The sequence below is a fragment of the Pseudomonas sp. NFPP25 genome (genome assembly GCF_900116505.1).
Lineage (GTDB): Bacteria > Pseudomonadota > Gammaproteobacteria > Pseudomonadales > Pseudomonadaceae > Aquipseudomonas > Aquipseudomonas protegens.
The window spans coordinates 180,772-202,379 of sequence record NZ_FPBG01000009.1 but is presented as its reverse complement, the minus strand read 5'-3'; the positions used below and the strand labels follow the sequence as shown (position 1 = coordinate 202,379).

At 64.5% G+C, this 21,608-nt stretch carries 22 protein-coding genes; 7 read left to right on the top strand and 15 right to left on the bottom strand.

Features of this window, described 5'->3' with window-relative positions:
• Positions 1–62: 62 nt before the first annotated feature.
• Together BM382_RS29930 and BM382_RS29925 are read right to left on the bottom strand one after the other, a co-directional pair.
• Positions 63–1,076 carry a FecR family protein gene (locus BM382_RS29930; protein ID WP_072444965.1) on the bottom strand — a complete coding sequence of 338 codons (1,014 nt, stop codon included), beginning with the start codon at positions 1,074–1,076 and terminating at the stop codon, positions 63–65.
• Positions 1,077–1,139: 63 nt separating this feature from the next.
• Positions 1,140–1,661 carry an RNA polymerase sigma factor gene (locus BM382_RS29925; RefSeq protein ID WP_011063603.1) on the bottom strand — a complete coding sequence of 174 codons (522 nt, stop codon included), beginning with the start codon at positions 1,659–1,661 and terminating at the stop codon, positions 1,140–1,142.
• A gap of 259 nt (positions 1,662–1,920) precedes the next feature.
• Between BM382_RS29925 and aroQ the strand changes: the two genes are divergently transcribed.
• The gene (aroQ, locus tag BM382_RS29920) at positions 1,921–2,370 is read left to right on the top strand and encodes a type II 3-dehydroquinate dehydratase (protein WP_011063604.1); all 450 of its coding nucleotides are present in this window, start codon (positions 1,921–1,923) and stop codon (positions 2,368–2,370) included.
• Positions 2,367–3,221 carry a shikimate dehydrogenase gene (locus BM382_RS29915; RefSeq protein WP_011063605.1) on the top strand — a complete coding sequence of 285 codons (855 nt, stop codon included), beginning with the start codon at positions 2,367–2,369 and terminating at the stop codon, positions 3,219–3,221. Before aroQ ends, BM382_RS29915 begins: the two co-directional genes overlap by 4 nt.
• Before the next feature lie 67 nt (positions 3,222–3,288).
• On the opposite strand, the gene BM382_RS29910 is transcribed toward BM382_RS29915, so the two are convergent.
• The 3 genes from BM382_RS29910 to quiC form a co-directional block, all read right to left on the bottom strand.
• Entirely contained in the window at positions 3,289–3,513 is a 225-nt protein-coding gene (locus tag BM382_RS29910) for a hypothetical protein (RefSeq protein WP_015637127.1), read from the bottom strand.
• 114 nt (positions 3,514–3,627) lie between these two features.
• Positions 3,628–4,305: a TetR/AcrR family transcriptional regulator gene (locus BM382_RS29905; RefSeq protein WP_011063606.1), complete on the bottom strand. Its 678-nt coding sequence runs from the start codon at positions 4,303–4,305 to the stop codon at positions 3,628–3,630.
• Between the two features lie 102 nt (positions 4,306–4,407).
• Complete coding sequence (quiC, locus tag BM382_RS29900; protein WP_011063607.1) at positions 4,408–6,318, bottom strand: 3-dehydroshikimate dehydratase QuiC; 1,911 nt, start codon at positions 6,316–6,318, stop codon at positions 4,408–4,410.
• Positions 6,319–6,855: 537 nt separating this feature from the next.
• Here quiC and BM382_RS29895 point away from each other — a divergent pair.
• Complete coding sequence (locus BM382_RS29895) at positions 6,856–8,190, top strand: MFS transporter (protein ID WP_011063608.1); 1,335 nt, start codon at positions 6,856–6,858, stop codon at positions 8,188–8,190.
• Positions 8,191–8,281: 91 nt separating this feature from the next.
• Positions 8,282–9,904, top strand: coding sequence for a methyl-accepting chemotaxis protein (locus tag BM382_RS29890; protein ID WP_072444963.1), 1,623 nt, complete (start codon positions 8,282–8,284; stop codon positions 9,902–9,904).
• Between the two features lie 6 nt (positions 9,905–9,910).
• Here the strand turns inward: BM382_RS29890 and BM382_RS29885 are convergent, their stop codons facing one another.
• From BM382_RS29885 to BM382_RS29870, 4 genes are all read right to left on the bottom strand, one after another.
• On the bottom strand, positions 9,911–10,789 hold the full coding sequence (locus tag BM382_RS29885; RefSeq protein WP_072444961.1) for a DMT family transporter: 879 nt from the start codon (positions 10,787–10,789) through the stop codon (positions 9,911–9,913).
• A 100-nt stretch (positions 10,790–10,889) separates the two neighbouring features.
• Positions 10,890–11,705, bottom strand: coding sequence for a sugar phosphate isomerase/epimerase family protein (locus BM382_RS29880; RefSeq protein ID WP_072444959.1), 816 nt, complete (start codon positions 11,703–11,705; stop codon positions 10,890–10,892).
• Between the two features lie 7 nt (positions 11,706–11,712).
• Positions 11,713–12,765 (bottom strand): Gfo/Idh/MocA family protein, encoded by a 1,053-nt coding sequence (locus BM382_RS29875; RefSeq protein WP_072444957.1) that lies wholly within the window; start codon positions 12,763–12,765, stop codon positions 11,713–11,715.
• A gap of 228 nt (positions 12,766–12,993) precedes the next feature.
• Positions 12,994–13,770 (bottom strand): IclR family transcriptional regulator, encoded by a 777-nt coding sequence (locus BM382_RS29870; protein WP_011063613.1) that lies wholly within the window; start codon positions 13,768–13,770, stop codon positions 12,994–12,996.
• 320 nt (positions 13,771–14,090) lie between these two features.
• On the opposite strand from BM382_RS29870, the gene BM382_RS29865 reads away from it, so the two are divergent.
• Complete coding sequence (locus BM382_RS29865; protein WP_072444955.1) at positions 14,091–14,939, top strand: aldo/keto reductase; 849 nt, start codon at positions 14,091–14,093, stop codon at positions 14,937–14,939.
• Between the two features lie 80 nt (positions 14,940–15,019).
• Here the strand turns inward: BM382_RS29865 and pcaG are convergent, their stop codons facing one another.
• From pcaG to pcaQ, 3 genes are all read right to left on the bottom strand, one after another.
• Complete coding sequence (pcaG, locus tag BM382_RS29860; RefSeq protein ID WP_072444953.1) at positions 15,020–15,625, bottom strand: protocatechuate 3,4-dioxygenase subunit alpha; 606 nt, start codon at positions 15,623–15,625, stop codon at positions 15,020–15,022.
• A gap of 10 nt (positions 15,626–15,635) precedes the next feature.
• Complete coding sequence (gene pcaH, locus BM382_RS29855) at positions 15,636–16,355, bottom strand: protocatechuate 3,4-dioxygenase subunit beta (RefSeq protein ID WP_072444951.1); 720 nt, start codon at positions 16,353–16,355, stop codon at positions 15,636–15,638.
• 103 nt (positions 16,356–16,458) lie between these two features.
• The gene (gene pcaQ, locus BM382_RS29850) at positions 16,459–17,388 is read right to left on the bottom strand and encodes a pca operon transcription factor PcaQ (RefSeq protein ID WP_019093836.1); all 930 of its coding nucleotides are present in this window, start codon (positions 17,386–17,388) and stop codon (positions 16,459–16,461) included.
• Between the two features lie 139 nt (positions 17,389–17,527).
• On the opposite strand from pcaQ, the gene BM382_RS29845 reads away from it, so the two are divergent.
• Both BM382_RS29845 and BM382_RS29840 read left to right on the top strand, forming a co-directional pair.
• Positions 17,528–18,424 carry a KPN_02809 family neutral zinc metallopeptidase gene (locus tag BM382_RS29845; RefSeq protein ID WP_011063618.1) on the top strand — a complete coding sequence of 299 codons (897 nt, stop codon included), beginning with the start codon at positions 17,528–17,530 and terminating at the stop codon, positions 18,422–18,424.
• Positions 18,425–19,396, top strand: coding sequence for a hypothetical protein (locus tag BM382_RS29840; RefSeq protein WP_072444949.1), 972 nt, complete (start codon positions 18,425–18,427; stop codon positions 19,394–19,396).
• A gap of 72 nt (positions 19,397–19,468) precedes the next feature.
• On the opposite strand, the gene BM382_RS29835 is transcribed toward BM382_RS29840, so the two are convergent.
• The 3 genes from BM382_RS29835 to BM382_RS29825 all read right to left on the bottom strand — a co-directional run bounded on the left by BM382_RS29835 (position 19,469) and on the right by BM382_RS29825 (position 21,599).
• Entirely contained in the window at positions 19,469–20,062 is a 594-nt protein-coding gene (locus tag BM382_RS29835; RefSeq protein ID WP_019093834.1) for an HAD family hydrolase, read from the bottom strand.
• Positions 20,059–20,928: an acyl-CoA thioesterase II gene (gene tesB, locus BM382_RS29830; protein ID WP_011063621.1), complete on the bottom strand. Its 870-nt coding sequence runs from the start codon at positions 20,926–20,928 to the stop codon at positions 20,059–20,061. The genes BM382_RS29835 and tesB overlap by 4 nt, the downstream gene beginning before the upstream one ends.
• Before the next feature lie 101 nt (positions 20,929–21,029).
• Complete coding sequence (locus BM382_RS29825; protein ID WP_011063622.1) at positions 21,030–21,599, bottom strand: GNAT family N-acetyltransferase; 570 nt, start codon at positions 21,597–21,599, stop codon at positions 21,030–21,032.
• Positions 21,600–21,608 lie beyond the last annotated feature (9 nt).

Below are 21,608 nucleotides of genomic sequence, written 5' to 3'. Positions count from 1 at the left end.
GGAAAACTCAGTAAGGTTTTTTTGAATTATTTTGCACAAGGGTGGAAAAAGGCCCGCAGGCCTCAGTAAATCAGGCTGACGCCGGCCAGGTCGAAACGCTGCACCTGCAGTTCCTGGGTCAGGGTAACCAGGGCTGCATCGAGCATGTCCAGGCGGAAGACACCGCTGACCTGACGCTGGGCCAGGGCACTGTTGGTCAGCACCACTCGCCCGGGCCGATAGCGATTGAGGCGCTCCACCACCAGGCCCAGGGGCTGGCGGTCGAACACCAGGACGCCGCGCCGCCAACTGGTAGCCCGCTGCAGGTCGAGCCCATCAAGCGCCACCACCCCCGACTGCGGGTCATAGCGCACGCTCTGCCCCTCTTGCAGCACCCGCTCGGAGGCCCCGCGTTGCGCCGGGGCATCCAGGCTCACCGCGACACTGTGCTGCAACACGCCGACCCAGGCTTGTTGAGCACTCTCGCGCCCGACCACGAAACGGGTGCCCAGGGCGCGGGTCTGGCCGCCGGCGCTCTGCACGATAAAAGGTCGTTTTTCCTCGCCGGCCATGGGCGCCACGTCAAACACCGCGGAGCCGGCCAGCAATTGAACCTGGCGCTTGTCGCCGCTGTAGTCCAGGCGAATGGCGCTGCCCGAATCCAGCTCCACCTGGCTGCCATCGGCCAGTTGTACGGTGCGCACCTCGCCCTTGCCGGTAAGGTAGTCAGCCTGCAGGTACAGCAGCGCCTGCGGCCCTTGCAGCCAGCCCAGGGCCACCACCAGTACCAGCATCGCCGCGCTGGCGGCCCGCACCAGCCGGCGTCGACGGCGCGGGCGCGGTATTGTCGCCTCAGGCCGCGCCGCCTGGCGCCGTGGTGGGGCAGTGGCCGCCAGTTCGGGGTCCAGGCGCAACTCGCCCAGGGCCTCCCAGGTCTGCCGGGCAAACACCAGAGCCTGGGGATGACGCGGGTCGGCGGCCTGCCATTGGGCAAGCTGCGCCTGCTCGGTGGCGCTCAGGCCTCCCGCGTGCAAACGCACCGCCCAGTCGGCGGCGGCCTCGGTGATACTGCGCTCTTGCGGACCCTGGCTATTCACGTGTGAATCTCGATTTCTCGTTATATATAAGCAGTGACGTCTGACCCCGACTTTTACCGTAACTCACTCGTCGACCGGCCGACCGTCGGTAGCCTGCAAACGCTGCATCACATAGGCCAGCGCCCGGGACAAGTGCTTTTGCACCGAGCTGTCGGAAATATTCAGGTGCCGGGCCACCTCGGCGTGGGTCATGCCTTCGATACGGTTGAGGCGAAAGATTTCCTGGGTCCGCGGGGGCAGTTCCATGATCGCCTGTTTCAGTGCCTTGCGCTGTTGCTGCGCCATCGCCTGAGCCTCCAGCCCGGCCGCCTCATCCTCGATGTCGGCCAGCACTTCATGGGGCACGGTCTCGGTCTTGCGCCGCGCCTCCTGACGTACATGGTCGATCAGCAGATTGTTCGCCGTGCGGTAGAGATAGCCCTGGGAGTTGTCGATACGCTCGCCGCGCGTGTGCTCGGCCAGCCGCAGGAAACTCTCCTGCACCAGATCAGCGGCCAACTGCGGGTCCCGTATCTTGCGCGCCAGGTACCCACGCAAGGCAGCGGCATGCTTGAGAAACAGTCCCTTGAGATCCACGTCCGACAAACCGACTCCCTGGAACATGAAGGAAATTGCCGGGCATCTTACGGTCAGTCGAGAATGATTTTCAATTGATATAAGCACTCATTGGCGGCAGCCTTGCACCTGCGAGCCCTACGCTGCCGTTCGATTACCGAACACTTAATCCGCCCGCCCCCCGTTGCGCATCTACCGCCAATTGACCAAATTAACCAGTTAGTACAATTTACCTTTCAACGCCTCGTACGCTCTCCCGAGGCCGACAATAACAACGGAGATTTACCCCATGCGTCCTATCGTTCTGGTGCTCAACGGCCCGAACCTGAACCTGCTCGGCACCCGCGAGCCGGCCACTTACGGCCACGAAACCCTGGCTGACATTTCCGCCCTGTGCGGCCGCGCCGCCGAGGAGTTCGGCCTCGCCGTGGAGTTTCGTCAGACCAACCACGAAGGCGAGTTGCTCGACTGGATCCACGGGGCGCGTGGTCGCTGCGCTGGCATCCTGATCAACCCGGCCGCCTGGACCCACACCTCGGTGGCAATCCGTGACGCCCTGGTGGCCAGCGAGCTGCCAGTGATCGAAGTGCACCTGTCCAACGTCCACGCGCGCGAACCGTTTCGCCATCACTCCTTCGTTTCCGCCATCGCACAGGCGGTGATGTGCGGCTTTGGCAGCCATGGCTATCGCCTGGCGCTGGAACACTTCAGCCAGCGGTTCAAGGAGCAAGGCGCATGAGCCGGCAAGCCAGTGTTCTGGCCGGGCTGATTGGCGCCGGCATCCAGGCCTCCCGCACCCCGGCCCTGCACGAACAAGAGGGCGATGCCCAGCATTTGCGCTACCTGTACCGGTTGATCGATCTGGATCAACTGGGCCTGGACAGCAGCGCCCTGCCTGAACTGTTGCGCGCCGCCGAGCAGATGAGCTTCACCGGCCTGAACATCACCTTTCCCTGCAAGCAGAGCATCCTGCCGCTGCTCGACGAACTGTCCCCGGAAGCCCGGGGCATCGGTGCGGTGAACACCGTGGTGCTCAAGGATGGCAAACGAGTCGGCCACAACACCGACTGCCTGGGTTTTGCCGAGGGCTTTCGCCGCGGCCTGCCGGACGTGGCAAGGCGCCAGGTGGTGCAGATGGGCGCCGGCGGTGCCGGGGCCGCAGTGGCTCACGCCCTGCTGAGTGAAGGCGTGGAGCAACTGAACATTTTTGACGTGGAGCCGCAGCGGGCGCAAAGCCTGGCGGACAACCTCAACCAGCATTTCGGCAGCGCCCGGGCCCGGGCAGGCGGTGATCTGTCGAGTGCCCTGCACAGCGCCGACGGGCTGGTGAACACCACGCCCATGGGCATGGCCAAGCTGCCGGGCATGCCGGTGCCGGTGGAACTGCTGCGAGCGCAGTTGTGGGTTGCCGAGATCGTCTACTTTCCCCTGGAAACCGAACTGCTGCGCAACGCCCGGGCCCTGGGTTGCAGGACCCTGGACGGCGGCACCATGGCGGTGTTCCAGGCGGTCAAGGCGTTCGAGCTGTTCAGCGGCCAACGCGCGGACCCGCAGCGCATGCTGGCGCACTTTCACAGCATGAACGGCTGAGACAGGGCTCGGTAGCAGCTGCTGCCTTCAGGGCGCTGGCGAGCCTGCGGCAGCGGCTACAGCCTGCTTAGTCGGATTTGAGCTGCAGGCGCGAGAGCAGGCCGATCAGCAGCACATTGAAGAGAATCATCAGCAGGCTGCCGAGGATGCCCACCAGGCTGATCACCGACGACGGCAACCAGTCGAACATGCTGAACCCGGTGAGGGACAGCAGGCGCTCGCCGAACCAGAACGTGTCGACCACGATCATCAGGATCAGGATTATTTTCAGGGTTGGAACGGGGTTGCCCATGGTGCCTTCCTTGTCGTGGTGCAGGTTGCAGAAGCCTTGGTGGCGATGGCGATCTTACGGGCGCTTTCGCTGGCAAGCCAGCGCCTGCCAAGCCAGCGCCTACAAAGAGTGGGATCAGGCCTGCAGGTAGCGCAGCACCGACTCGCAGATCATCTCCCGGTGGCGTTGCTTGATGCCTTCATCCGGCAGGTCGATCTGGAAGATCTCGCCAAAGGTGTGGCGGTTCGAGACCCGGTAGAAACAGAACGAGCTGATCAGCAAATGCACGTCCAGCGGATCCAGGCCGCCGCGGAACACGCCTTCGCGCGCGCCGCGCTCGAGGATCTCGCCCAGGGCATGGAGAATGGTGTTGTTCATGGCCTTGATCACGCCGGACTGCTTCACGTACTCGGCCTTGTGGATGTTCTCGATGCTGACGATACGCACGAAATCGACGTTGCGGTCGTGGTGATCGAAGGTGAACTCCACCAGCCGGCGAATCGCTTCCTGCGGCGCCAGCTCTGCCAGGTGCAGGCGGCTCTCGGTGCTGCGGATATCGCCGTAGAGCTTCTCCAGCACCTCGACGTACAGCTGCTCCTTGCTGCCGAAGTAGTAATAGATCATACGCTTGGAGGTATGGATGCGTTCGGCGATCGCATCCACTCGCGCGCCGGACAAGCCCTGCTGGACGAACTCGACAATGGCTTCTTGAAGGATGTTCTCGCGGGTCTTTTCCGGGTTGTTCTTGCGACTCTTGCGCGGTTCGAGAGCAGGCTCATCGGGCGCAATCGAGCGTTCACTGGTCATTGTCATTCTGGGCTCACGGCCATCACTGCACACGCGGGCGATTATGGGCCGCGTCACCCTGCGAAAGAAAGCGCGACGGCGGCCGTTACCGCCGTCGTTAACAATCTTCTACAACTTGGCCTGGCGCACGGCACCGCTGCGTGATTTGGCCATGGCCGCCAGGCGCACCGCGACGTTGGCCGCACCGTAGCCGGCATAGCCGTTCTTGCGCTGGATGATCTCGAAGAAGAAGCGCCCTTCGAAGGGCTCGGTGTAGACGTGAAACAGCTCGCCGCCCTGGGCATCGCGGTCGTAGAGGACGTTGTAGTAGGCCAGTTCGCTGAGAAATTCGTCGTCGAAATCAAAGCGTGCCGCCAGGTCGTCGTAGTAGTTGAGCGGGATGTCCAGCAGCGGCACTCCAGCCTCCTTGGCCCGGCTGACTTCGGCAAAGATATCGTCGCAATCGAAAGCGATGTGGTGCACTCCGGAACCGCGATAGCTGGACAAAGCATGGGAGATCGCCGTGTTGCGGTTTTCCGAGATGTTCAGCGGCAGGCGGATCGAGCTGCAACGGCTGCGCAGGGCGCGGCTTTTCACCAGGCCGTAGGGGTCGGGCAGCACCACTTCGTCGTCGGCCTCGAAGTCCAGCAGGCTCTTGTAGAACAGCACCCAGCTGTCCAGGCTGTCCGCCGGCAGGGCCATGGCCATGTGGTCGATGCGCTTGAGGCCACCCTTGGCCACCACGCCGCTGTGCATATTGAAATCGGTGTCGTACAGGTGCTGGCCGCCCTGCTGCTGATCCACCAGGTAGATCAGGCTGCCATCGGGCTCGCGCACCGCCGCCAGCTCCAGCTCATTGGGGCCCACCAGGCCGCGATAGGGCTGGCCCTTGTAGGCCACCGCCCGCTCCAGGGCCTTGGCGCTGTCCTTGACCCGGATTGCCGTGGCACACACCGAAGGGCCGTGGGCCTCGAAAAAACTGTGGGCGAAGGAATAGGGCTCGGAGTTGAGGATCAGGTTGATATCCCCTTGGCGCATCAGGCTGACGCTCTTGGAGCGATGCTGCCCGGCCCTGGCGAAACCCAGGCGCTCCAGCCAGCCGCCGAGCTTGGCGCCCAAGGCCTCGTCCACGGCGAACTCGAGAAACTCGGTGCCGCCATAGGCCTGCACCGCAGGCGGCGCGAACAGGGTGTCGATGTTCGCCACCGGCTGGCCTTCCTGCAGCAGGCGCTCGCGGGTCTTCTCTTCCAGGTACAGCAGCGAGCGCAAGCCATCGGCGGCGTTGGCCCGCGGCGGCGCGGCGCGAAAGCCGTCGTTGAAGATCTCCAGGGACAGCGGCCCGGTGTAGCCGCTCTTGATGATCGGCGCCAGAAAGCCCGGCAGGTCGAATTCGCCCTGGCCGGGGAAGCAGCGGAAATGCCGGCTCCACTCCAGCACATCCATGGCCAGGATCGGCGCATCGGCCATCTGCACGAAGAAGATCTTGTCCCCCGGAATCTCGGCAATCGCCGCCGGGTCGCCCTTGAGCGACAGGGTGTGGAAGCTGTCCAGCAACACCCCGAGGCTTGGGTGATCGGCGCTGCGCACGATGTCCCAGACCTGTTGATAAGTATTCACGTGACGGCCCCAGGCCAGGGCTTCGTAGCCGATGCGCAGGCCCCGGGCACCGGCCCGCTCGGCCAGCAGGTGCAGGTCGTCAATGAGGATCTGCCGGTCCCCCAGGCTGTCCGCCGAGGCGTTGCTGCACACCAGCACCAGGTCGGTGCCCAATTCCTGCATCAGGTCGAACTTGCGCTCGGCGCGCTCCAGGTTGCGCGGCAGACGGTCGCGACGACAGCCCTCGAAATCCCGGAATGGCTGGAACAGGGTGATGGCAATGCCCAGGTCGGCGCACATCTGCTTGATTTCCCGAGGGCTGCCGTCGTAGTAGAGCAGGTCGTTCTCGAAGATCTCCACGCCGTCGAACCCGGCGGCGGCGATGGCTTCGAGTTTTTCCGGCAGGGTACCGCTCAGGGACACGGTGGCAATGGAACGCTGCATGATTCGACTCCCGGGTAAGGACGGCCAGTCGGGCACAGGGGGACCGCGGCTTTTTATTGGATGTTGCGGATTATTCCACAGGCCTTGTTAAAGTGTACGAACCAGTTAGTTTTGTGTTCGATTATCGAACAAAATACAGATTGGCGAATTGACGATTTTTCAGCCACTGCGCACCATCGATAGCACGTTGAGCCGGCCCCAAACCCCCGGCTTCAATCACCCAGACCCAGAACACACCATAAAAATTTCAAAAATCGGGTACACCCTCATGCTTGCACTCAACGCCCTTCACTGCTGCACATCCCTTTGGCTGATACCGCCAACGGCCTCAACCGGCACCCTGGAATACGCCGCGCTACAGCCCTGAGCTGCAGCCGACCCGATGGCGTTCGCCTGCCCGGCATCTGCCGCAACGACGCGCCGCCCCAGCCGATCAACCCGCAGGTTCCCGGGCTGCCATGCCCCCGCCGACGGTTGATCACGCGCCCTTGAGTTCCGACGAGCCCCGGCTCGCCAGTCACTGAACGGATGGCCCACATGACTCCTTCCCAAAGCTCTCGCATCGCCCCGAGCCTCAGCGTTGCCGGCGGCATCGGCGACAAGATCCGCGGCGCCATGGCGGTCGGCAAGACCCGCTGGGGCATGCTCGCCCTGGTGTTCTTCGCCACCACCCTGAACTACATAGATCGCGCCGCACTGGGCGTGATGCAGCCGATCCTGGCCAAGGAAATGAACTGGACGGCGATGGACTACGCCAACATCAACTTCTGGTTCCAGGTCGGCTACGCCGTGGGCTTCGTGCTCCAGGGCCGCCTGATCGACCGGGTTGGGGTGAAGCGGGTGTTCTTCTTCGCCGTGCTGTTGTGGAGCCTGGCCACCGGCGCCCACGGCCTGGCCACCTCGGCGGCGGGCTTCATGGTCTGCCGGTTCATTCTCGGGCTCACCGAAGCCGCCAACTACCCGGCCTGCGTGAAGACCACGCGGCTGTGGTTCCCGGCCGGCGAACGGGCCGTGGCCACCGGGATCTTCAACGCCGGGACCAACGTCGGCGCAATGTTCACGCCCATGCTGCTGCCGCTGATCCTCCACGCCTGGGGCTGGCAGGCCGCGTTCCTGTGCATGGCCGCGCTGGGTGGCATCTGGCTGCTGTTCTGGGGCCTGAAGTACTTCAACCCTGAAGATCATCCAAGCGTCAAAGCCTCCGAGCTGGCCTACATCCAGCAACAGGTGGAGCCGGAAGAAACCCGCGTGCCCTTCAGCCGCATCCTGCGCATGCGCGGCACCTGGGCCTTCGCCCTGGCCTATGCGATGACAGCGCCGGTGTTCTGGTTCTACCTGTACTGGCTGCCGCCGTTCCTCAACCAGCAGTACAACCTGGGCATCAACGTGACCCAGATGGGCATCCCGCTGATCATCATCTACCTGACCGCCGACTTCGGCAGCGTCGGCGGCGGCATCCTCTCTTCGTTCCTGATCGGGCGCGGCATGAACCCGATCAAGGCGCGGCTGCTGTCGATGTTCCTGTTCGCCTGCTGCATCATCGGCGTGATCATGGCCGCCGGCACCGCCAACCTGTGGCTGGCCGTGTTCGCCATCTCCCTGGGGATCGGCGCGCACCAGGCCTGGACCGCCAACATCTGGAGCCTGGTGATGGACTACACGCCCAAGCACATGATGAGCACGGTGTTCGGCTTCGGCGGCATGTGCGCGGCCATCGGCGGCATGTTCATGACCCAGATCGTCGGCCACATCCTGACCGTGACCAACAACAACTACACCCTGCTGTTCACCCTGATCCCGGCGATGTACTTCATTGCCCTGACCTGGATGTACTTCATGGCCCCGCGCAAGATTCCCCGCGTAGAAGACTGATGCTCCGTTCACGCAGGCCCACTCCGGGCCTGCGTTTTTTTATCGGCTCGCCCTCCCCCCCTTTTGTTTTTCCAGACTCGGAGATCGTCCCATGACGCTCGGTAACCTGAGCATCGCCCAACGCGCCGTGATCAGCTTCGGCGTGATTGCCCTGCTGGTCCTGCTGCAGGGGCTGTTCGCCCTCAAGCAAGTGGCCGAAGTCCGCGCCACCGGCCAACACACCGAGAACATTTCCCTGCCCAGCACCCGCTACCTGGGAGAAGTGCGCGACTACGTGTTGAGCATCCGCGTGCTGAGCCTGCGCATGGCCCTCAACCGTGAACCGCAAGTGCTGGAAAGCACCATTGCCCGCCTGCATCAGGTACAAGCCTGGCTCGACCAGGCCCTGGCCAGGTTCGCGCCGCTGGTGGGCGATCACAATCGGGTGCCATACGAAGCATTCCTCGCCACGGTCAAGAGCTACCAACAGGCCCTGGCCCAGTACGAAGCCCTGTCCCGGGACAACCGCAGCAGCGAGATGACAGCGCTGCTCAACGGCAAGATCCAGGATTACTCGACCCAGACCGGCGATCAGTTCGCCGAGCTGATGAACCTGACTGCCGAGGAGGTCAGCCAGTCGGCGCAGCATGCCGACGCGCTTTACACCCAAGTAAAAATCACGGTGATCGGCGCCCTGATCGCCGTCGCCCTGCTGACCCTGTGCCTGGCCTGGCTGTTGATTCGCAGCATCGTCGTGCCCATCCGCCAGGCTGTGAGCGTGGCCGAGCAAGTGGCCGCCGGCGATCTCGGCCGCCCCATCCACTGCGAGGGCAGCGATGAAACCGCGCGCCTGCTCAAGGCCCTGGCCAGGATGCAGGCCAGCCTGCGTGAAACCCTGCAACTGATCAGCAGCACCTCGACCCAACTGGCCGCCGCCGCGCAACAGATGAGCCAGAGCACCCATCAGGACTCCAGCCGGCTGCAGCAGCAACACAACGAAATCGAGCAAGCAGCCACGGCCGTCAACGAGATGACCGCGGCCGTCGAGGAAGTGGCACGCAACGCAGTGTCCACCTCCGACACCACCCGCCAGTCCACCGCCCAGGCCACCCAGGGGCAAGCCCGGGTGACCCAGACCCTGGACGCGATCCAGGCCATGAGCAGCGATGTCGGCATCGCCCTGCAGCAAGTGCAGACCCTGGCCGAGCAGTCACGGGAAATCGGCAAGGTGCTGGACGTGATCCGCGCCATTGCCGAACAGACCAACCTGCTGGCCCTGAACGCCGCCATCGAGGCCGCGCGGGCTGGGGAAGCCGGCCGTGGTTTTGCCGTAGTGGCAGACGAAGTGCGGGCCCTGGCCCATCGCACCCAGCAGTCGACCCAGGAAATCGAACAGATGATCGGCCGGGTCCAGGGCGACACCGACAGCGTGGTGCAGTCCATGCACGGCAACAGTCAGCGGGTGGCCCAGACCCTGTCCATCGCCGAGCAGGCCGGGCTGGCCCTGGGGGAAATCACCCGGGCCATGGAACAGATCCACGAGCGCAACCTGGTGATCGCCAGTGCCTCGGAAGAACAGGCCCAGGTGGCCCGTGAAGTGGACCGCAACCTGCTGAACATCCGTGACCTGTCCCTGGAAAGCGCCGACGCCGCCACGCGCACCAACGCCACCAGCCAGGAGCTGTCGCACCTGGCGGCCGGCCTACAGAACCTGGTGGTGCGCTTGCGCTTTTGAGCCGTCTCAGCGGTGGCGTTGCTGCCAGGCCGCCGCCAACCCGCTGAAGCAGATCACGGCGATGCCCAACTGGGTGATCAGCGGCGGCGTATGGCCGAACAGCAGCCAGCCCAGCAGCCCGGCAAAGACAATCTGGCAGTAACCAAAGGGCGCCAACAGGGCCGGCGCCGCATGGCGAAAAGCCTGGGTCAGGAACAGGTGAGCACTCATGCCGCAAGCCCCCAGCGCCAGCATCAGCAAGCCATGGAGGAACCCGGGGGTCTGCCAGAAGAACGGCACCAGTGCCGTCATTACCAGGGTGTTGCACAACCCGGCAAAGAAGTTGCTGGTGGTGGGGCTGTCATGCTCGGCCAGCTTGCGCGTGAGCAGTTGATAGAAACAGAAGAACAGCGCCGAACAGAACGGCAGCAACACCGCCGGCGTGAACAGCTCGCCCCCCGGATGAACGATGATCAGCACCCCCACGAAACCGCAGATCACCGCCAGCCACTGGCCCCGGGTCACCTGCTCGCCAAGCAAAGGCACCGACAACGCGGTGACCAGCACCGGGGCGAGAAAGTTGACCGCCGTGGCCTCGGCCAGGGGAATGAACAGCAGCGCCGAAGTGAACAGCAAACTGGTGCTCAACAGGCACAAGGCCCGCAGCAGTTGCAGCAGCGGTCGCTTGCTACGTAGTACCCGCAGGCCGGATTGCGGCAGGAAGATCCCGGCCATCAGCAGGGTGTGGATCAGGTAACGGGCCCAGACCACCATGATCACCGGAAAGAATCCCGAGAGGTATTTGGACAGGGCATCGTGGCTGGCGAACAGAAAGGTCGCCAGAACGATCAGCACAATGCCCTTGAAAGGGTGGTTGATCCCGGAAAGGGGCGTGCTGCGGGTCATGGGCTTTCCTTGGGGCAAGTGTAGAAAGGGCTTCGCCGGCCAGCCGGCCCCTACCGGATGTTGGCAGGAGCCGGCTGGCCGGCGAAAGGCCTGCGCGGCTTCAAATCCGAGCCAGCAACTCCCGGGTTCTGTCCAGGGCCATCTGTGCTCGCTGCAAGGCACTCACGCCCTGCTCCAGCAATTGCACCGTAGGAATCTCCAGGCTCAGGGGCAGGTTTTCCGGCAGGCACTTGAGCAGCCCCGCCAGATCGCAATCGCCCTCCCCCGGGAAACGCCGCTCGTTACGGGCCTGGCGCAAGATTTCCTGCATATCATCCGGCCGCGGCCCGGCCACGTCGCACAACTGGGCATACCGCAACCGCGCCGGAGTCACCTTGGCCAGGTCCTCCAGGCGCGATCCCGAGCGGTCGAAGTGAAAGGCGTCCACCAGCACGCAGCCGTTGCTGCGAGCGGCGTTCTCCACCACGCGCACGGCTTGCTCCAGGTTGCGCGCATCGGTCCAGGGCATGAACTCCAGATGGGGGTGCAAGCCATACTGCGCCGCCAGATCACACAAGGCGGCAAAGTTGTCGGTCATGCGGGCTTCATCCGGGTCATTGCCCGCCACCAGCAACTCGCTGGCGGCAAACTCGGCGCCCACTGCCAGCACGCCCTCGAAGTCCTTGATCCGGGTCTGCGGCTTGAGCCGCAGGATTTCCACATCCAGCACCCGCACTCCGGTATCGCGCAGGCGATCCTGGGTTTGCCGACGCAAGCCGGCATCCGCCACCAGCGGGAAGTGATGTTCCTCCGGGGTCGCCGGCACCAGCCGCAGGCCCACATGGCTGTAGCCGGCACGGGCCGCCACTTCCACCATCTCGGGCGGAGACAGCTCCAGCACGGTCAGGCTGGCCAGGGAAAAAATCCGCTCACTCATCAGTTGTTCACTCAATGGGGGTCGGGGTACAGGCGCGCCCCGTGGCGGCGGCCTGACGAATGGCTTCGATCAGGGCCAGGGTACGAGCGGCATCGGCGGCGCTGACCAGGGGCGTGACTTCGCCCCGGGCGACCTTGACGAAATGCTGCAGTTGCAAGCGCAACGCCTCATCCGGCACGAAGCTTTCCTGCTGCATCAACAAGGGCTGGTGCCAACCGGCGCCCGCCTCGGCGTAGTGCCAGCGCTTGAGCTGAGGAATGCTCAAGGCCCCCTGAGTACCGGCCAGCAGGTAGCAAGGCTGATCGGGCTGGCGGGGGTACACCGGGTTTTCCCCGGAATCCAGCTCCCAGCTCCAGGGCGCGGCCGCGGCGTCGGAACCGGTCAGGCTGCCCAGGGCGCCGTTGTCGAATTGCAGCAGCACCGCTGCGCAATCCTCGTTGGCGTAGCCGCGCACGCTGTTGCTGGTGATGGCCTGGACCTGGCGCACCTCGCCGCACAGGTGGCGCAACAGGTCCAGGTCGTGGATCAGATTGGTCAGCAACATGCCGGCCCCGGCCTCGCGGCGCCAGGGAATGTCGAAATAGTGCTCGGGCTTCTGCAATTGCCAGAGTGCGGTGACGTTGGTCAGGCGCCCCAGGGCGCCGCTGCGCAGCAGTTCATGGGCGCGGGCGATCAATGGGTTGTGCCGTCGATGATGACCCACCAGCACCGGGACCCCAGTGGTCCGCGTGGCCGCTACCAATTCGCGCACTTCATCCAGATGCACGCCCACCGGTTTTTCCAGCAGCACCGGCACGCCTGCGGCGAGGCAATCCTGGGCGGTGCTGACATGGAGGTTGTTCGGATTGGCAACGATCACCGCATCCGGGCGGACTTCCCGGAGCAGGGTCTGGTGATCGGCAAAGTGCGGCACCTGCCATTGTGCGGCGACAGCCGCCGCCTGGGGTCCGGGATCGGCCACCGCGCAGAGGCAGGCCTCGGCCAGAGTCTTGAGGTGCTGATAGTGCTGCTGCCCCATATTGCCGACGCCGATCAGGGCGATGCGCAGTGGCGTGCTCAATGGAAGATCCTCTTGTGATTGTTATAGGGACACTGAATTTCAAATATTTAGAACTCAGTTCCACTTTCACACAAGAGGGATAAAAAATACCGTCCGATTATCGAACAGCTTTGTGCCGAGTCGAGGTCTGCGTAGCCGCTGCCGCAGGCTGCGAACGGCTGTGCAACAGACGCGGCGGTATCAAGCGGCCCAGCGGCAGATCGCCAAGCAAGGCCCTGCGGCGTTACCTCAATTGAACAACTCGGACGCCTGGCTGGCGGCCGACAGTTCCTCGGCAAACTGCAACAGCAGTGGCGCCAGCTCGTGCAGCCGCGCCAGAGGCAGGCGTGCGCTGGGCCCGGCAACGCTGAGCACGCCCACGACCCGGCCATCAATGGGATGGCGCACCACCGCGGCGATCGCCGAGGTGCCCACGGCGGAGCTTTCTTCGACCCAGGCATAGCCCTGCTCCCGGGCCAGGCGCAGGCGCTCCAGCAGTTCGATGTTCGAGCGCGGAGCGTTGGGCCCCAGGTCCGTCGGGGGCTCGGCCGCCTGGCGCTCCACCAGGGACAGGGCCTCGGCATCACTCAGGGTGGCCAGCCAGGCATGCCCGGAGGCGGTATAGAACAACGGTGCCTCACGACCCATGTCCGGGTCGTAGCGCAAGCCGGAACGGGCGCCCTGGGACTTGGCGATCCAGGTCTGGCGCTCGCCTTCGATCACGCCCAGGCGCACCAGCTCGCCGGATTCGACCGCCAGGCGGTCCAGTACTGGCTGAACGATATCGGCGCCGCTGGCGGACAGGTAGCGAAAGCCCATGGCTACCAGCCGCGTGGACAGCTGGTAGCGCAGGTTGTCCGGGTTCTGCCGCACATAACCCAGGCGGATCAGCTCCGCCAGCAAGCGGTGGGTGGCGCTTTTGGGAATCTCCAGCTGCTCGGCCAGGGTCTGCAACGGCAGCCCACGGGGATCAGCGGTAAGACGTTCGAGAACACTGAAGACGCGTTCGATTTGACTGCCAGCCATGGTCGGGTCCCGACAAAATTTGGCCGATTCTAGAGACAAGCGGCCGGTTGGGGAACCGGGCGGCGGTGTTCGATTACCGCCCGGAATCGGCGCCGATCGAGTCTTGTACCCGGCACGGCGCCTTGTGGCAGGGTAGCCGAGCTCGTATATTTTTTGGAACCCGCTTCCATAAAACGCAAAATAACGGCTTGCCCGCCGCATCGATTTTCCGGGCATTTTCCGCCCGCCAATGCTGTCCAACCTTCAGCAACACCCCCGCAGCCCGGATCGTCACTCGCCCCTCAACCGGCTGTGCTCTTTTATCCACAGGGAGATTGCCCATGCCTCATACCCTTGACTGCCCCGTCCTCACCCACAGCGGCCTGCACATGCCCAAGCTCGGCCTGGGCACCTGGCCAATGCTCGACCAGGAATGCACCCGCGCCGTGGAACAGGCACTGGAACTGGGTTACCGGCATATCGACACCGCCCAGGCCTACAACAACGAAGAAGCGGTGGGCCAGGCCCTGGCCAACACTCCTGTGCCCCGGGAGCAGATCCACGTCACCACCAAGGTCTGGTGGGACCAGTTGCACCCCACCGCCATGCGCCACTCACTGGAGCGCAGCCTGAAAGCCCTGCAAACCGACTACATCGACCTGTTCCACATTCACTGGCCCACCAGCGACCGGGAACTGGAACGCAGCATCGAGGCCCTGGTGTCGTTCAAGGAGCAGGGGCTGGTGAAACACATTGGCGTGGCCAACTTTCCCCTGGCCCTGCTGCGCCGAGTGATCGAAGGGCTGGGCGCGCCGCTGTCGGCGATCCAGGTGGAGTACCACGTGCTGCTGGGCCAGAGCGGCCTTCTGGACTACGCCCGCGAGCGCGACATGGTGTTGACCGCCTATACCCCGCTGGCGCGCAACAAGGTCTCAGAGGTGGCCCAAATCCAGCAGATCGCCGCCAAGCACGGCGTGCTGCCGACCCAGGTGGCCCTCAAGTGGCTGCTCGACCAGGACAATGTGGCAGCCATCCCCAAGGCCAGCAGCCGGGCCAACCAGCTGGCCAACCTGGAGTCCCTGAAGATCCACCTGGACGATGCAGACCGGGCGCTGATCGCCGCCCTGCCCAAGGACCAGCGTCAGGTCAACCCGGATTTCGCCCCGGTGTGGGACCACTTCGACCACTGAAACGAAACGCCCCCTGACACCGCAGCGTGGCGTCAGGGGGCGGATTCTCGAGCGCTGGCCATCCCTGGCTTGGCGATGCTTCAGAAATCGAAGAACACTGTCTCGCCTTCACCCTGAATGCGGATATCGAAACGGTAGGCACGCTGGCCATTGACCTCACAGGAATGGGCCAGCAGGGTTTCCCGGCGCTGGGGCTGTTCGATCAGGTTCAGCACCGGGCACTGGGCGTTGGCTTCCGGCTCATCGGCAAAGTACAGCCGGGTGTGCAGGTGGATATTGATCCCCCGGGCAAACAGCGACAGGTTGATGTGCGGCGCCATGGGCACGCCGGCGGCGTTGTTCACCACCCCGGGCTTGACCGTGTTGAGTGTCCATTCCCCGGCATCGAAGGTGGTGGCGGTGCGACCGAAGCAGTTGAACGGTTTCTCCGTATCGAACACCGGGTCGTAGACCCCGGCGTGGTCGGCCTGCCAGAACTCCAGGAATGAATCGCGCACCAGGTGGCCATTGCCATCGTAGACGTGGCCGATCAGCAGGATCCGCTCACCCGGCGCATCGGCCTTGGCCATCTGGTTCCAGATTTCCTCGGGGCGCGGCGGGTTTCCCGCGGCCGCCAGGGCCAGGCCGATATGCACATAGGGGCCGGCCGTTTGCGAGGGGGTTTCAGGCAGCAGTTGAACAGGCATGTCAGGCTCCTCAGCAGTTCTCGAAGTGGGTCTTGCGCTGGCCGCGCAGCACGATGTCGAAGCGGTAGGCCAGGCAATCCATGGGGTTGGCGCCGCCCATGTCCAGGCGCGCGATCAGGCTCTGTACCGCGTCCGGGTTGGCGATGGACTTGACGATCGCGCACAGCGGGATCAGCGGGTCGCCTTCGAAATACAGCTGGGTGATCAGGCGCGTGGCGATCGACGGGCCACTGATGGAGAAATGGATATGCGCCGGACGCCAGTCATTGGGGCCGTTGCGCCATGGGTAGGGGCCGGGCTTGATGGTGCGGAAACTGTAGTAGCCATCACGGTCGGTGAGGGCCCGGCCGACGCCACCGAAGTTCGGGTCCAGGGGCGCCAGGTAGCGGTCGTTCTTGTGCCGGTAGCGGCCGCCGGCGTTGGCTTGCCACATTTCCACCAGGGTATGGGGAATGGGTTTGCCGTACTGATCGCAGACCCGCCCGGAAACGATGATCCGCTCGCCCACGGGCAAGCCACCGTTGTTGAAGTTGAGCAGCAGGTCGTTGTCGAAACGCCCGGTGCGCAGGTGGGAAAAGTCCGGGCCTGTGGTTTCACTGACCGATTGTGGAATGCTCACCAGCGCCTGGCGCGGGGAGCGAGTGACGGAGGTCTTGTAGTCGGGGGTCAGGGCCTTGGGGTGCCAATTACGGTCGCGAATCACGAAGCGACTGCTGTCTGCATCAGACATGTCGATCTCCTGTTGTTTGATTTATGGAGCGCAGCCGGCGCAGTTTCAAACAAACCAGGAGCGGGGAAAATTGAAATGCCGCCCTCAATCAATAACCAAATGGTTATGGATAACTGCCCTCGCGATAGGCCAGCCCCACTTCCCGGAGCACCTCCACCGCCCATTGCGCCGCCAGGGACAAGGGCAGGCTGGCATTGCTGGAAATCCCCACCGAGCCACCGGGTTCGCGCAGGCCCAGGTCCAGCTCCTGCAATTCGCCATTGGCCAGGTCCAGGCGCACGGCATCCAGCGGCGCGATCCACAGCGCGTCGCTGGACAAGGTGTAGCGTCGGCTCAGGGCCACCGAGAGGGTTTCCAGACGCTGCTGCGACGGGGCAATGCCGCACTGGATGAACAGGCTGTCGGCGTGCTTGCGAATGCTGGTGCCGGCCAGGGGCAGCACCAGGGGATAGGCGCTCACCGCGTCGCGGTCCAGAGGGCCGGTTGCCAGTGGATGCTGCGGGCGGGCCACCAGGGTCATGGATTCGCTGTATAGGTGCTCGAAGCTCAGGCCGTGGATCTCCGGGCTCTCGGTCATGCGCCCCACCACCAGGTCCAGGTCGCCGACCCGCAATTGCGACAGCAGGTAAGCACTGGGGCCGGTCAGCACACTCACGGTCAGCGCCGAATGGCGCTGATGCAGGCGCCGCATCACCTCCGGCAGCAGCAGGCTTTCCACCGTGGAAAGCACACCGATGCGCACCAGCCCGGCGGCGTACTCACCGCCGCGCAGGCTGCTGACACCTTCCCGCAGGGCCTGCACCGAAGGCCCGGCATAACGCAGGAAGGCCCGCCCGGCCTCGGTCAGGCTGAGGCCGGCCTTGCTCCTGGCAAACAGCCGGGTCTCCAGCAACGCTTCCAGTTCCTTGAGGGTTTTCGACATCGCCGGCTGGCTCACCGCCAGGACATCGGCCGCCCGGGCCAGGCTGCCCTGGCGGGCCATTTCAAGAAAACACACCAAGTGACGGAATTTGATGCGGGTATCGATGTTCAATAGGGAGCCCCGAATGCACCTGGATCGGATCGATCCGTAACCGGGCCATGGTAGCGTGCAGAAAAATCCCTGACGACCGGACTGGCGCCGGTTCGAGCCACCAGCAACACTGACCAGCAGAAAAAACGAGGACACCCCCATGCTTTGGAAAAAAGGCCGGCGCAGCGACAATGTCGTGGACGCGCGAGATGACAGCAGCGCCGGCGGTGGCGGTGGCATGCGGTTCGGTGGAGGCAAGGGCTTGAGCCTGACGGCGATCGTACTGATCGTCGGCATCGGCTGGGCCACCGGCCAGGATCCGCTGCAGATCCTCGGGCAACTGCTGGGCCAGCAGAGCGGGCAGACTTCAGCGCCGGCCACCACCCAGGCACGCAAGGCACCACCGGCCAATGACGAACAGGCAGAGTTTGTCCGCGCCATCCTCGGTGACACCGAAGACACCTGGGGCCAGATCTTCCAGCAAGCCGGCCGCCAGTATCAGCCGCCCAAGCTGATCCTGTTCCGGGGCCGGGTCAATTCCGCCTGTGGCGCGGCCACTTCCGCCAGCGGGCCCTTCTACTGCCCCGCCGACCGCCAGGTGTACCTGGACATGGACTTCTTCCGGGAGATGGCCCAGCGCTTTTCCGCCGCCGGCGACTTCGCCCAGGCCTACGTGATTGCCCATGAGGTCGGGCACCACGTGCAGACCCTGCTCGGGGTCTCGGCAAAAATCCAGGCCGCGCGCCAGCAAGGCCAGCAGATGCAAGGCGATGGCGGCCTGCTGGTACGCCAGGAGCTGCAGGCCGACTGCTTTGCCGGGGTCTGGGCCTATCACGCACAGAAGCGCCTGAACTGGCTGGAACCCGGGGATGTGGAAGAAGCCCTGAACGCCGCCAATGCCATCGGTGACGACCGCCTGCAGCAGCAAGGCCAGGGCCGAGTGGTGCCGGACTCCTTCACCCACGGCACCTCGGCGCAGCGAGTGCGCTGGTTCAAGACCGGCTTCAGCCAGGGCCAGGTCAGCCAGTGCGATACCTTCAGCGCCAGGAGCCTGTAGATGCGCCGCTTGCTGGCCCTGCTGCTGTGCCTGGGTGGCTGCGGCGCCCAGGCGGCGGAACAGGGGGTCAAGGTCATCAGCCCGCAACGCCTGCCCCTGGAGGGCGGGCAACTGGCGCTGGGCCTGAGCCAGGATTGGCGCCAGCCACTGCCGGGCGTAGAGCGGGCCCTGATCATCGTTCACGGCCGGCTGCGCAACGCCCAGACGTATCTGCACAGTGGGCAAAGCGCTGCCGGGCAGGCCGGGCAAAGCACAACAACCCTGGTGATCGCCCCGCAGTTTCTCAACCAGAGCGACATCGCCCGCCATCAATTGCCAGACGCGCTACTGCGCTGGAAGGGCAATGGCTGGATGGCCGGCGAGCCTTCAGTTAGCCCGCAGGCCATCAGCTCCTATGCGGTGCTCGATGCCATCCTCCAGCGCCTGGAAGACCGCAAACGTTTTCCGGCACTCAAGGAAGTGGTGATCGCCGGTCACTCCGGCGGCGCCCAGGTGGTGCAGCGCTATGCGCTGAGCACCGGCAGCCACCCCGAGCTGGAAAAGGCCGGGATCGGCCTGCGCTACGTGATCGCCAATCCGTCGTCCTACGCCTACTTCGACGCATGGCGCCCGGTGGCATTCGAACCGGCCAGTTGCCCGGGCTTCAACGACTGGAAGTACGGCCTGAACCGGCTGCCGGCCTATGCCGGTGGCCATTCCCCGGCGCAACTCGAACAGGGCTACGTGACGCGCGACATCACCTACCTGCTGGGCCAGCAGGACACCGATCCCAACCATCCCGCCCTGGACAAGAGCTGCGCCGCCGAGACCCAGGGCGCGTACCGGTTGATTCGCGGACACAACTACTTCGACTACCTGGTGCGGCGTCATCCGCAAGGCTTGCTGCAACGGCTGGTGGAGGTGCCCGGGGTCGGGCATGACGGTGACCGGATGTTCACCTCGCCCGAGGGGCAGGCGGCAGTGTTCAAGTAAAGAAAGGCGCTGCCTGGAATGACGCTTTCGCCGGCAAGGCTCCGACGGGAGCCTTGCCGGCGAACAGAGCCCTCAGGCCGACAGCAGGTCGCGCAACTGCGCACAATCCCGGGCATGCCAGTCGGTCAGCTCCGGCCAGGGGTTGTCCGGCAGGTTGACCAGCACCGTATGGGTCCCGGCGGCCCGCCCGCAGTCCAGGTCGAAGCGGTAGTCCCCCACCATGACCATCCGTGACGGCGAGATATCCCAGGCTTCGGCCAGCTTCAGCAAACCGCCCGGATGGGGCTTGGGCGGTGCTTCGTCGCGGCCCAGCACGTCGGCCTCGGCAAAGCAGTCCGCCAGGCCGATGGCCTCCAGGGTCACATGGGCCAGCTCCCGCGCATTGCGGGTGAGGATGCCCAGGCGATAACCGCGCCCGGCCAGTTCCCGCACCAGTTCCACCGCACCCGGCGCCGGGCGCGAACCCTGGGCCAGGTCGCGCTCGTGTTCCAGCAGCCAGGCATGCTTGGCCGCGGATTCGTCCGCCGGCAAGGCCGCCAGGTGTGTGAGGATGTCATCCTCGGCAGGAATCGACAGCGCCTCGCGGATCGCCGCGAAATCATGCACAGCGATGGTCAGGGTGCCGTCCATGTCGAACACCCAATGTTTTATCTCTGAAAGACTCATGCCCAATCCTTGCGATGGCGGATCAACCCTTCCTGAGTCACCGAGGCCACCAACTGCCCGGCACGGTTGAACACGCTGCCCCGGGAGAAGCCCCGGGAGTTTCCGGCCCAGGGGCTGTCCATGGCATACAGCAGCCAGTCGTCAGCACGCAGGTCGGCGTGAAACCACAGAGCGTGGTCGAGGCTGGCGACCTGCATGTCCTTCTGCCACACCGACTTGCCGTGGGGCAGCATCGAGGTGGTCAGCAGGCCGAAATCCGAAGCGTAGGCCAGCAGGTACTTGTGCAGCGCCGGGCTGTCGGCCAGGGCGCCGTCGGCGCGGAACCAGACGTACTTCACCGGATCCATGGGCTGCGGGTTATAGGGGTCCTTCTCGGTCACCGGGCGCACTTCGATGGGCTTGGGGCACAGCAGCTTCTCGCGCATGTGCTCGGGAATCAGGTGGGCGCGCTGGGTGGTGATCTCCAGCTCCGATGGCAGGTTTTCCGGCCCGACCACCTGGGGCATGCTGTTCTGGTGCTCGAAACCCTGCTCGTCGTACTGGAACGAGGCGCTGCAGGTGAAGATCGGGTTGCCTTTCTGGATCGCCGTCACTCGCCGGGTGCTGAAGCTGCCGCCGTCGCGCACCCGGTCCACCTGGTAGACCACCGGCAGCGCGGCATCCCCGGGGCGCAGGAAATAGCCGTGCATGGAGTGCACATGGCGCGCCTCCTCCACCGTCTGACTGGCCGCGGACAACGACTGGCCGAGCACCTGGCCGCCAAACAGCTGGCGAAAACCGAGGTCCTGGCTGCGACCGCGAAACAGGTTTTCCTCGATGGCTTCCAGGGTCAACAGATCGACCAGATCATCCAGCACATGACTCATTCAGACTCTCCTCACACAGAGCAAAACCGCGCAATCTCGGCTGCGGCGGTCAAATCAATTGGGGTCGCACCTCATCGGCACATTCTAAACGTGCGCGCTTGCTATCCATGCAAGGTTTCCAACCATTGTTCGCGGGTAATGCGGTACAGCACATGCTCGCGCAGCGGGTGATCGCCAGCGAGGTTCGGGTGTTCGAAGTCATCCTCGACGGCGTGATGCATACCAATGGCCTGCATGACCTTCTGCGACGGCAGATTGGTCCGGGTCGTGAACGCCACCACCTCCTCCAGCGCCAGACGATCGAAAGCGCAGCGCAGGGCGGTCCAGGCGGCCTCACTGGCGTAACCCAGGCCCCAGTGCTCGCGGGCCAGGCGCCAGCCGATTTCCACCGCCGGCGTGAAGGGCGCTTCGAAACCCACGACGCCCAGACCGGTAAAACCGATGAACTCACCGCTATCCTTACGCTCCAGGGCCCAGAGTCCGAAGCCATGTTCGGCGAAATGCCCACGCACCCGGCCGATCAGCGCCGCGCTTTCCAGACGGCTCAAGGGCGCCGGAAAGTAGCGCATGACCTGCGGATCGGCACACATCGCCGCAAATGCCGGCAAATCATCGTCGCGCCATTGACGCAGCAGCAGGCGCGCGCTTTCGAGTTGCAGTATCGGCTCCATCAGTGCCCT

Excerpts from the sequence above, each read along its gene's own strand:
- aroQ (WP_011063604.1), top strand. The coding sequence starts at position 1,921 with ATGCGTCCTATCGTTCTGGTGCTCAACGGCCCGAACCTGAACCTGCTC.
- BM382_RS29915 (WP_011063605.1), top strand. The coding sequence starts at position 2,367 with ATGAGCCGGCAAGCCAGTGTTCTGGCCGGGCTGATTGGCGCCGGCATC.
- BM382_RS29910 (WP_015637127.1), bottom strand. The coding sequence starts at position 3,513 with ATGGGCAACCCCGTTCCAACCCTGAAAATAATCCTGATCCTGATGATC.
- BM382_RS29905 (WP_011063606.1), bottom strand. The coding sequence starts at position 4,305 with ATGACAATGACCAGTGAACGCTCGATTGCGCCCGATGAGCCTGCTCTC.
- quiC (WP_011063607.1), bottom strand. The coding sequence starts at position 6,318 with ATGCAGCGTTCCATTGCCACCGTGTCCCTGAGCGGTACCCTGCCGGAA.
- BM382_RS29895 (WP_011063608.1), top strand. The coding sequence starts at position 6,856 with ATGACTCCTTCCCAAAGCTCTCGCATCGCCCCGAGCCTCAGCGTTGCC.
- BM382_RS29890 (WP_072444963.1), top strand. The coding sequence starts at position 8,282 with ATGACGCTCGGTAACCTGAGCATCGCCCAACGCGCCGTGATCAGCTTC.
- BM382_RS29885 (WP_072444961.1), bottom strand. The coding sequence starts at position 10,789 with ATGACCCGCAGCACGCCCCTTTCCGGGATCAACCACCCTTTCAAGGGC.
- BM382_RS29880 (WP_072444959.1), bottom strand. The coding sequence starts at position 11,705 with ATGAGTGAGCGGATTTTTTCCCTGGCCAGCCTGACCGTGCTGGAGCTG.
- BM382_RS29870 (WP_011063613.1), bottom strand. The coding sequence starts at position 13,770 with ATGGCTGGCAGTCAAATCGAACGCGTCTTCAGTGTTCTCGAACGTCTT.
- BM382_RS29865 (WP_072444955.1), top strand. The coding sequence starts at position 14,091 with ATGCCTCATACCCTTGACTGCCCCGTCCTCACCCACAGCGGCCTGCAC.
- pcaG (WP_072444953.1), bottom strand. The coding sequence starts at position 15,625 with ATGCCTGTTCAACTGCTGCCTGAAACCCCCTCGCAAACGGCCGGCCCC.
- pcaH (WP_072444951.1), bottom strand. The coding sequence starts at position 16,355 with ATGTCTGATGCAGACAGCAGTCGCTTCGTGATTCGCGACCGTAATTGG.
- BM382_RS29845 (WP_011063618.1), top strand. The coding sequence starts at position 17,528 with ATGCTTTGGAAAAAAGGCCGGCGCAGCGACAATGTCGTGGACGCGCGA.
- BM382_RS29840 (WP_072444949.1), top strand. The coding sequence starts at position 18,425 with ATGCGCCGCTTGCTGGCCCTGCTGCTGTGCCTGGGTGGCTGCGGCGCC.
- BM382_RS29835 (WP_019093834.1), bottom strand. The coding sequence starts at position 20,062 with ATGAGTCTTTCAGAGATAAAACATTGGGTGTTCGACATGGACGGCACC.
- tesB (WP_011063621.1), bottom strand. The coding sequence starts at position 20,928 with ATGAGTCATGTGCTGGATGATCTGGTCGATCTGTTGACCCTGGAAGCC.
- BM382_RS29825 (WP_011063622.1), bottom strand. The coding sequence starts at position 21,599 with ATGGAGCCGATACTGCAACTCGAAAGCGCGCGCCTGCTGCTGCGTCAA.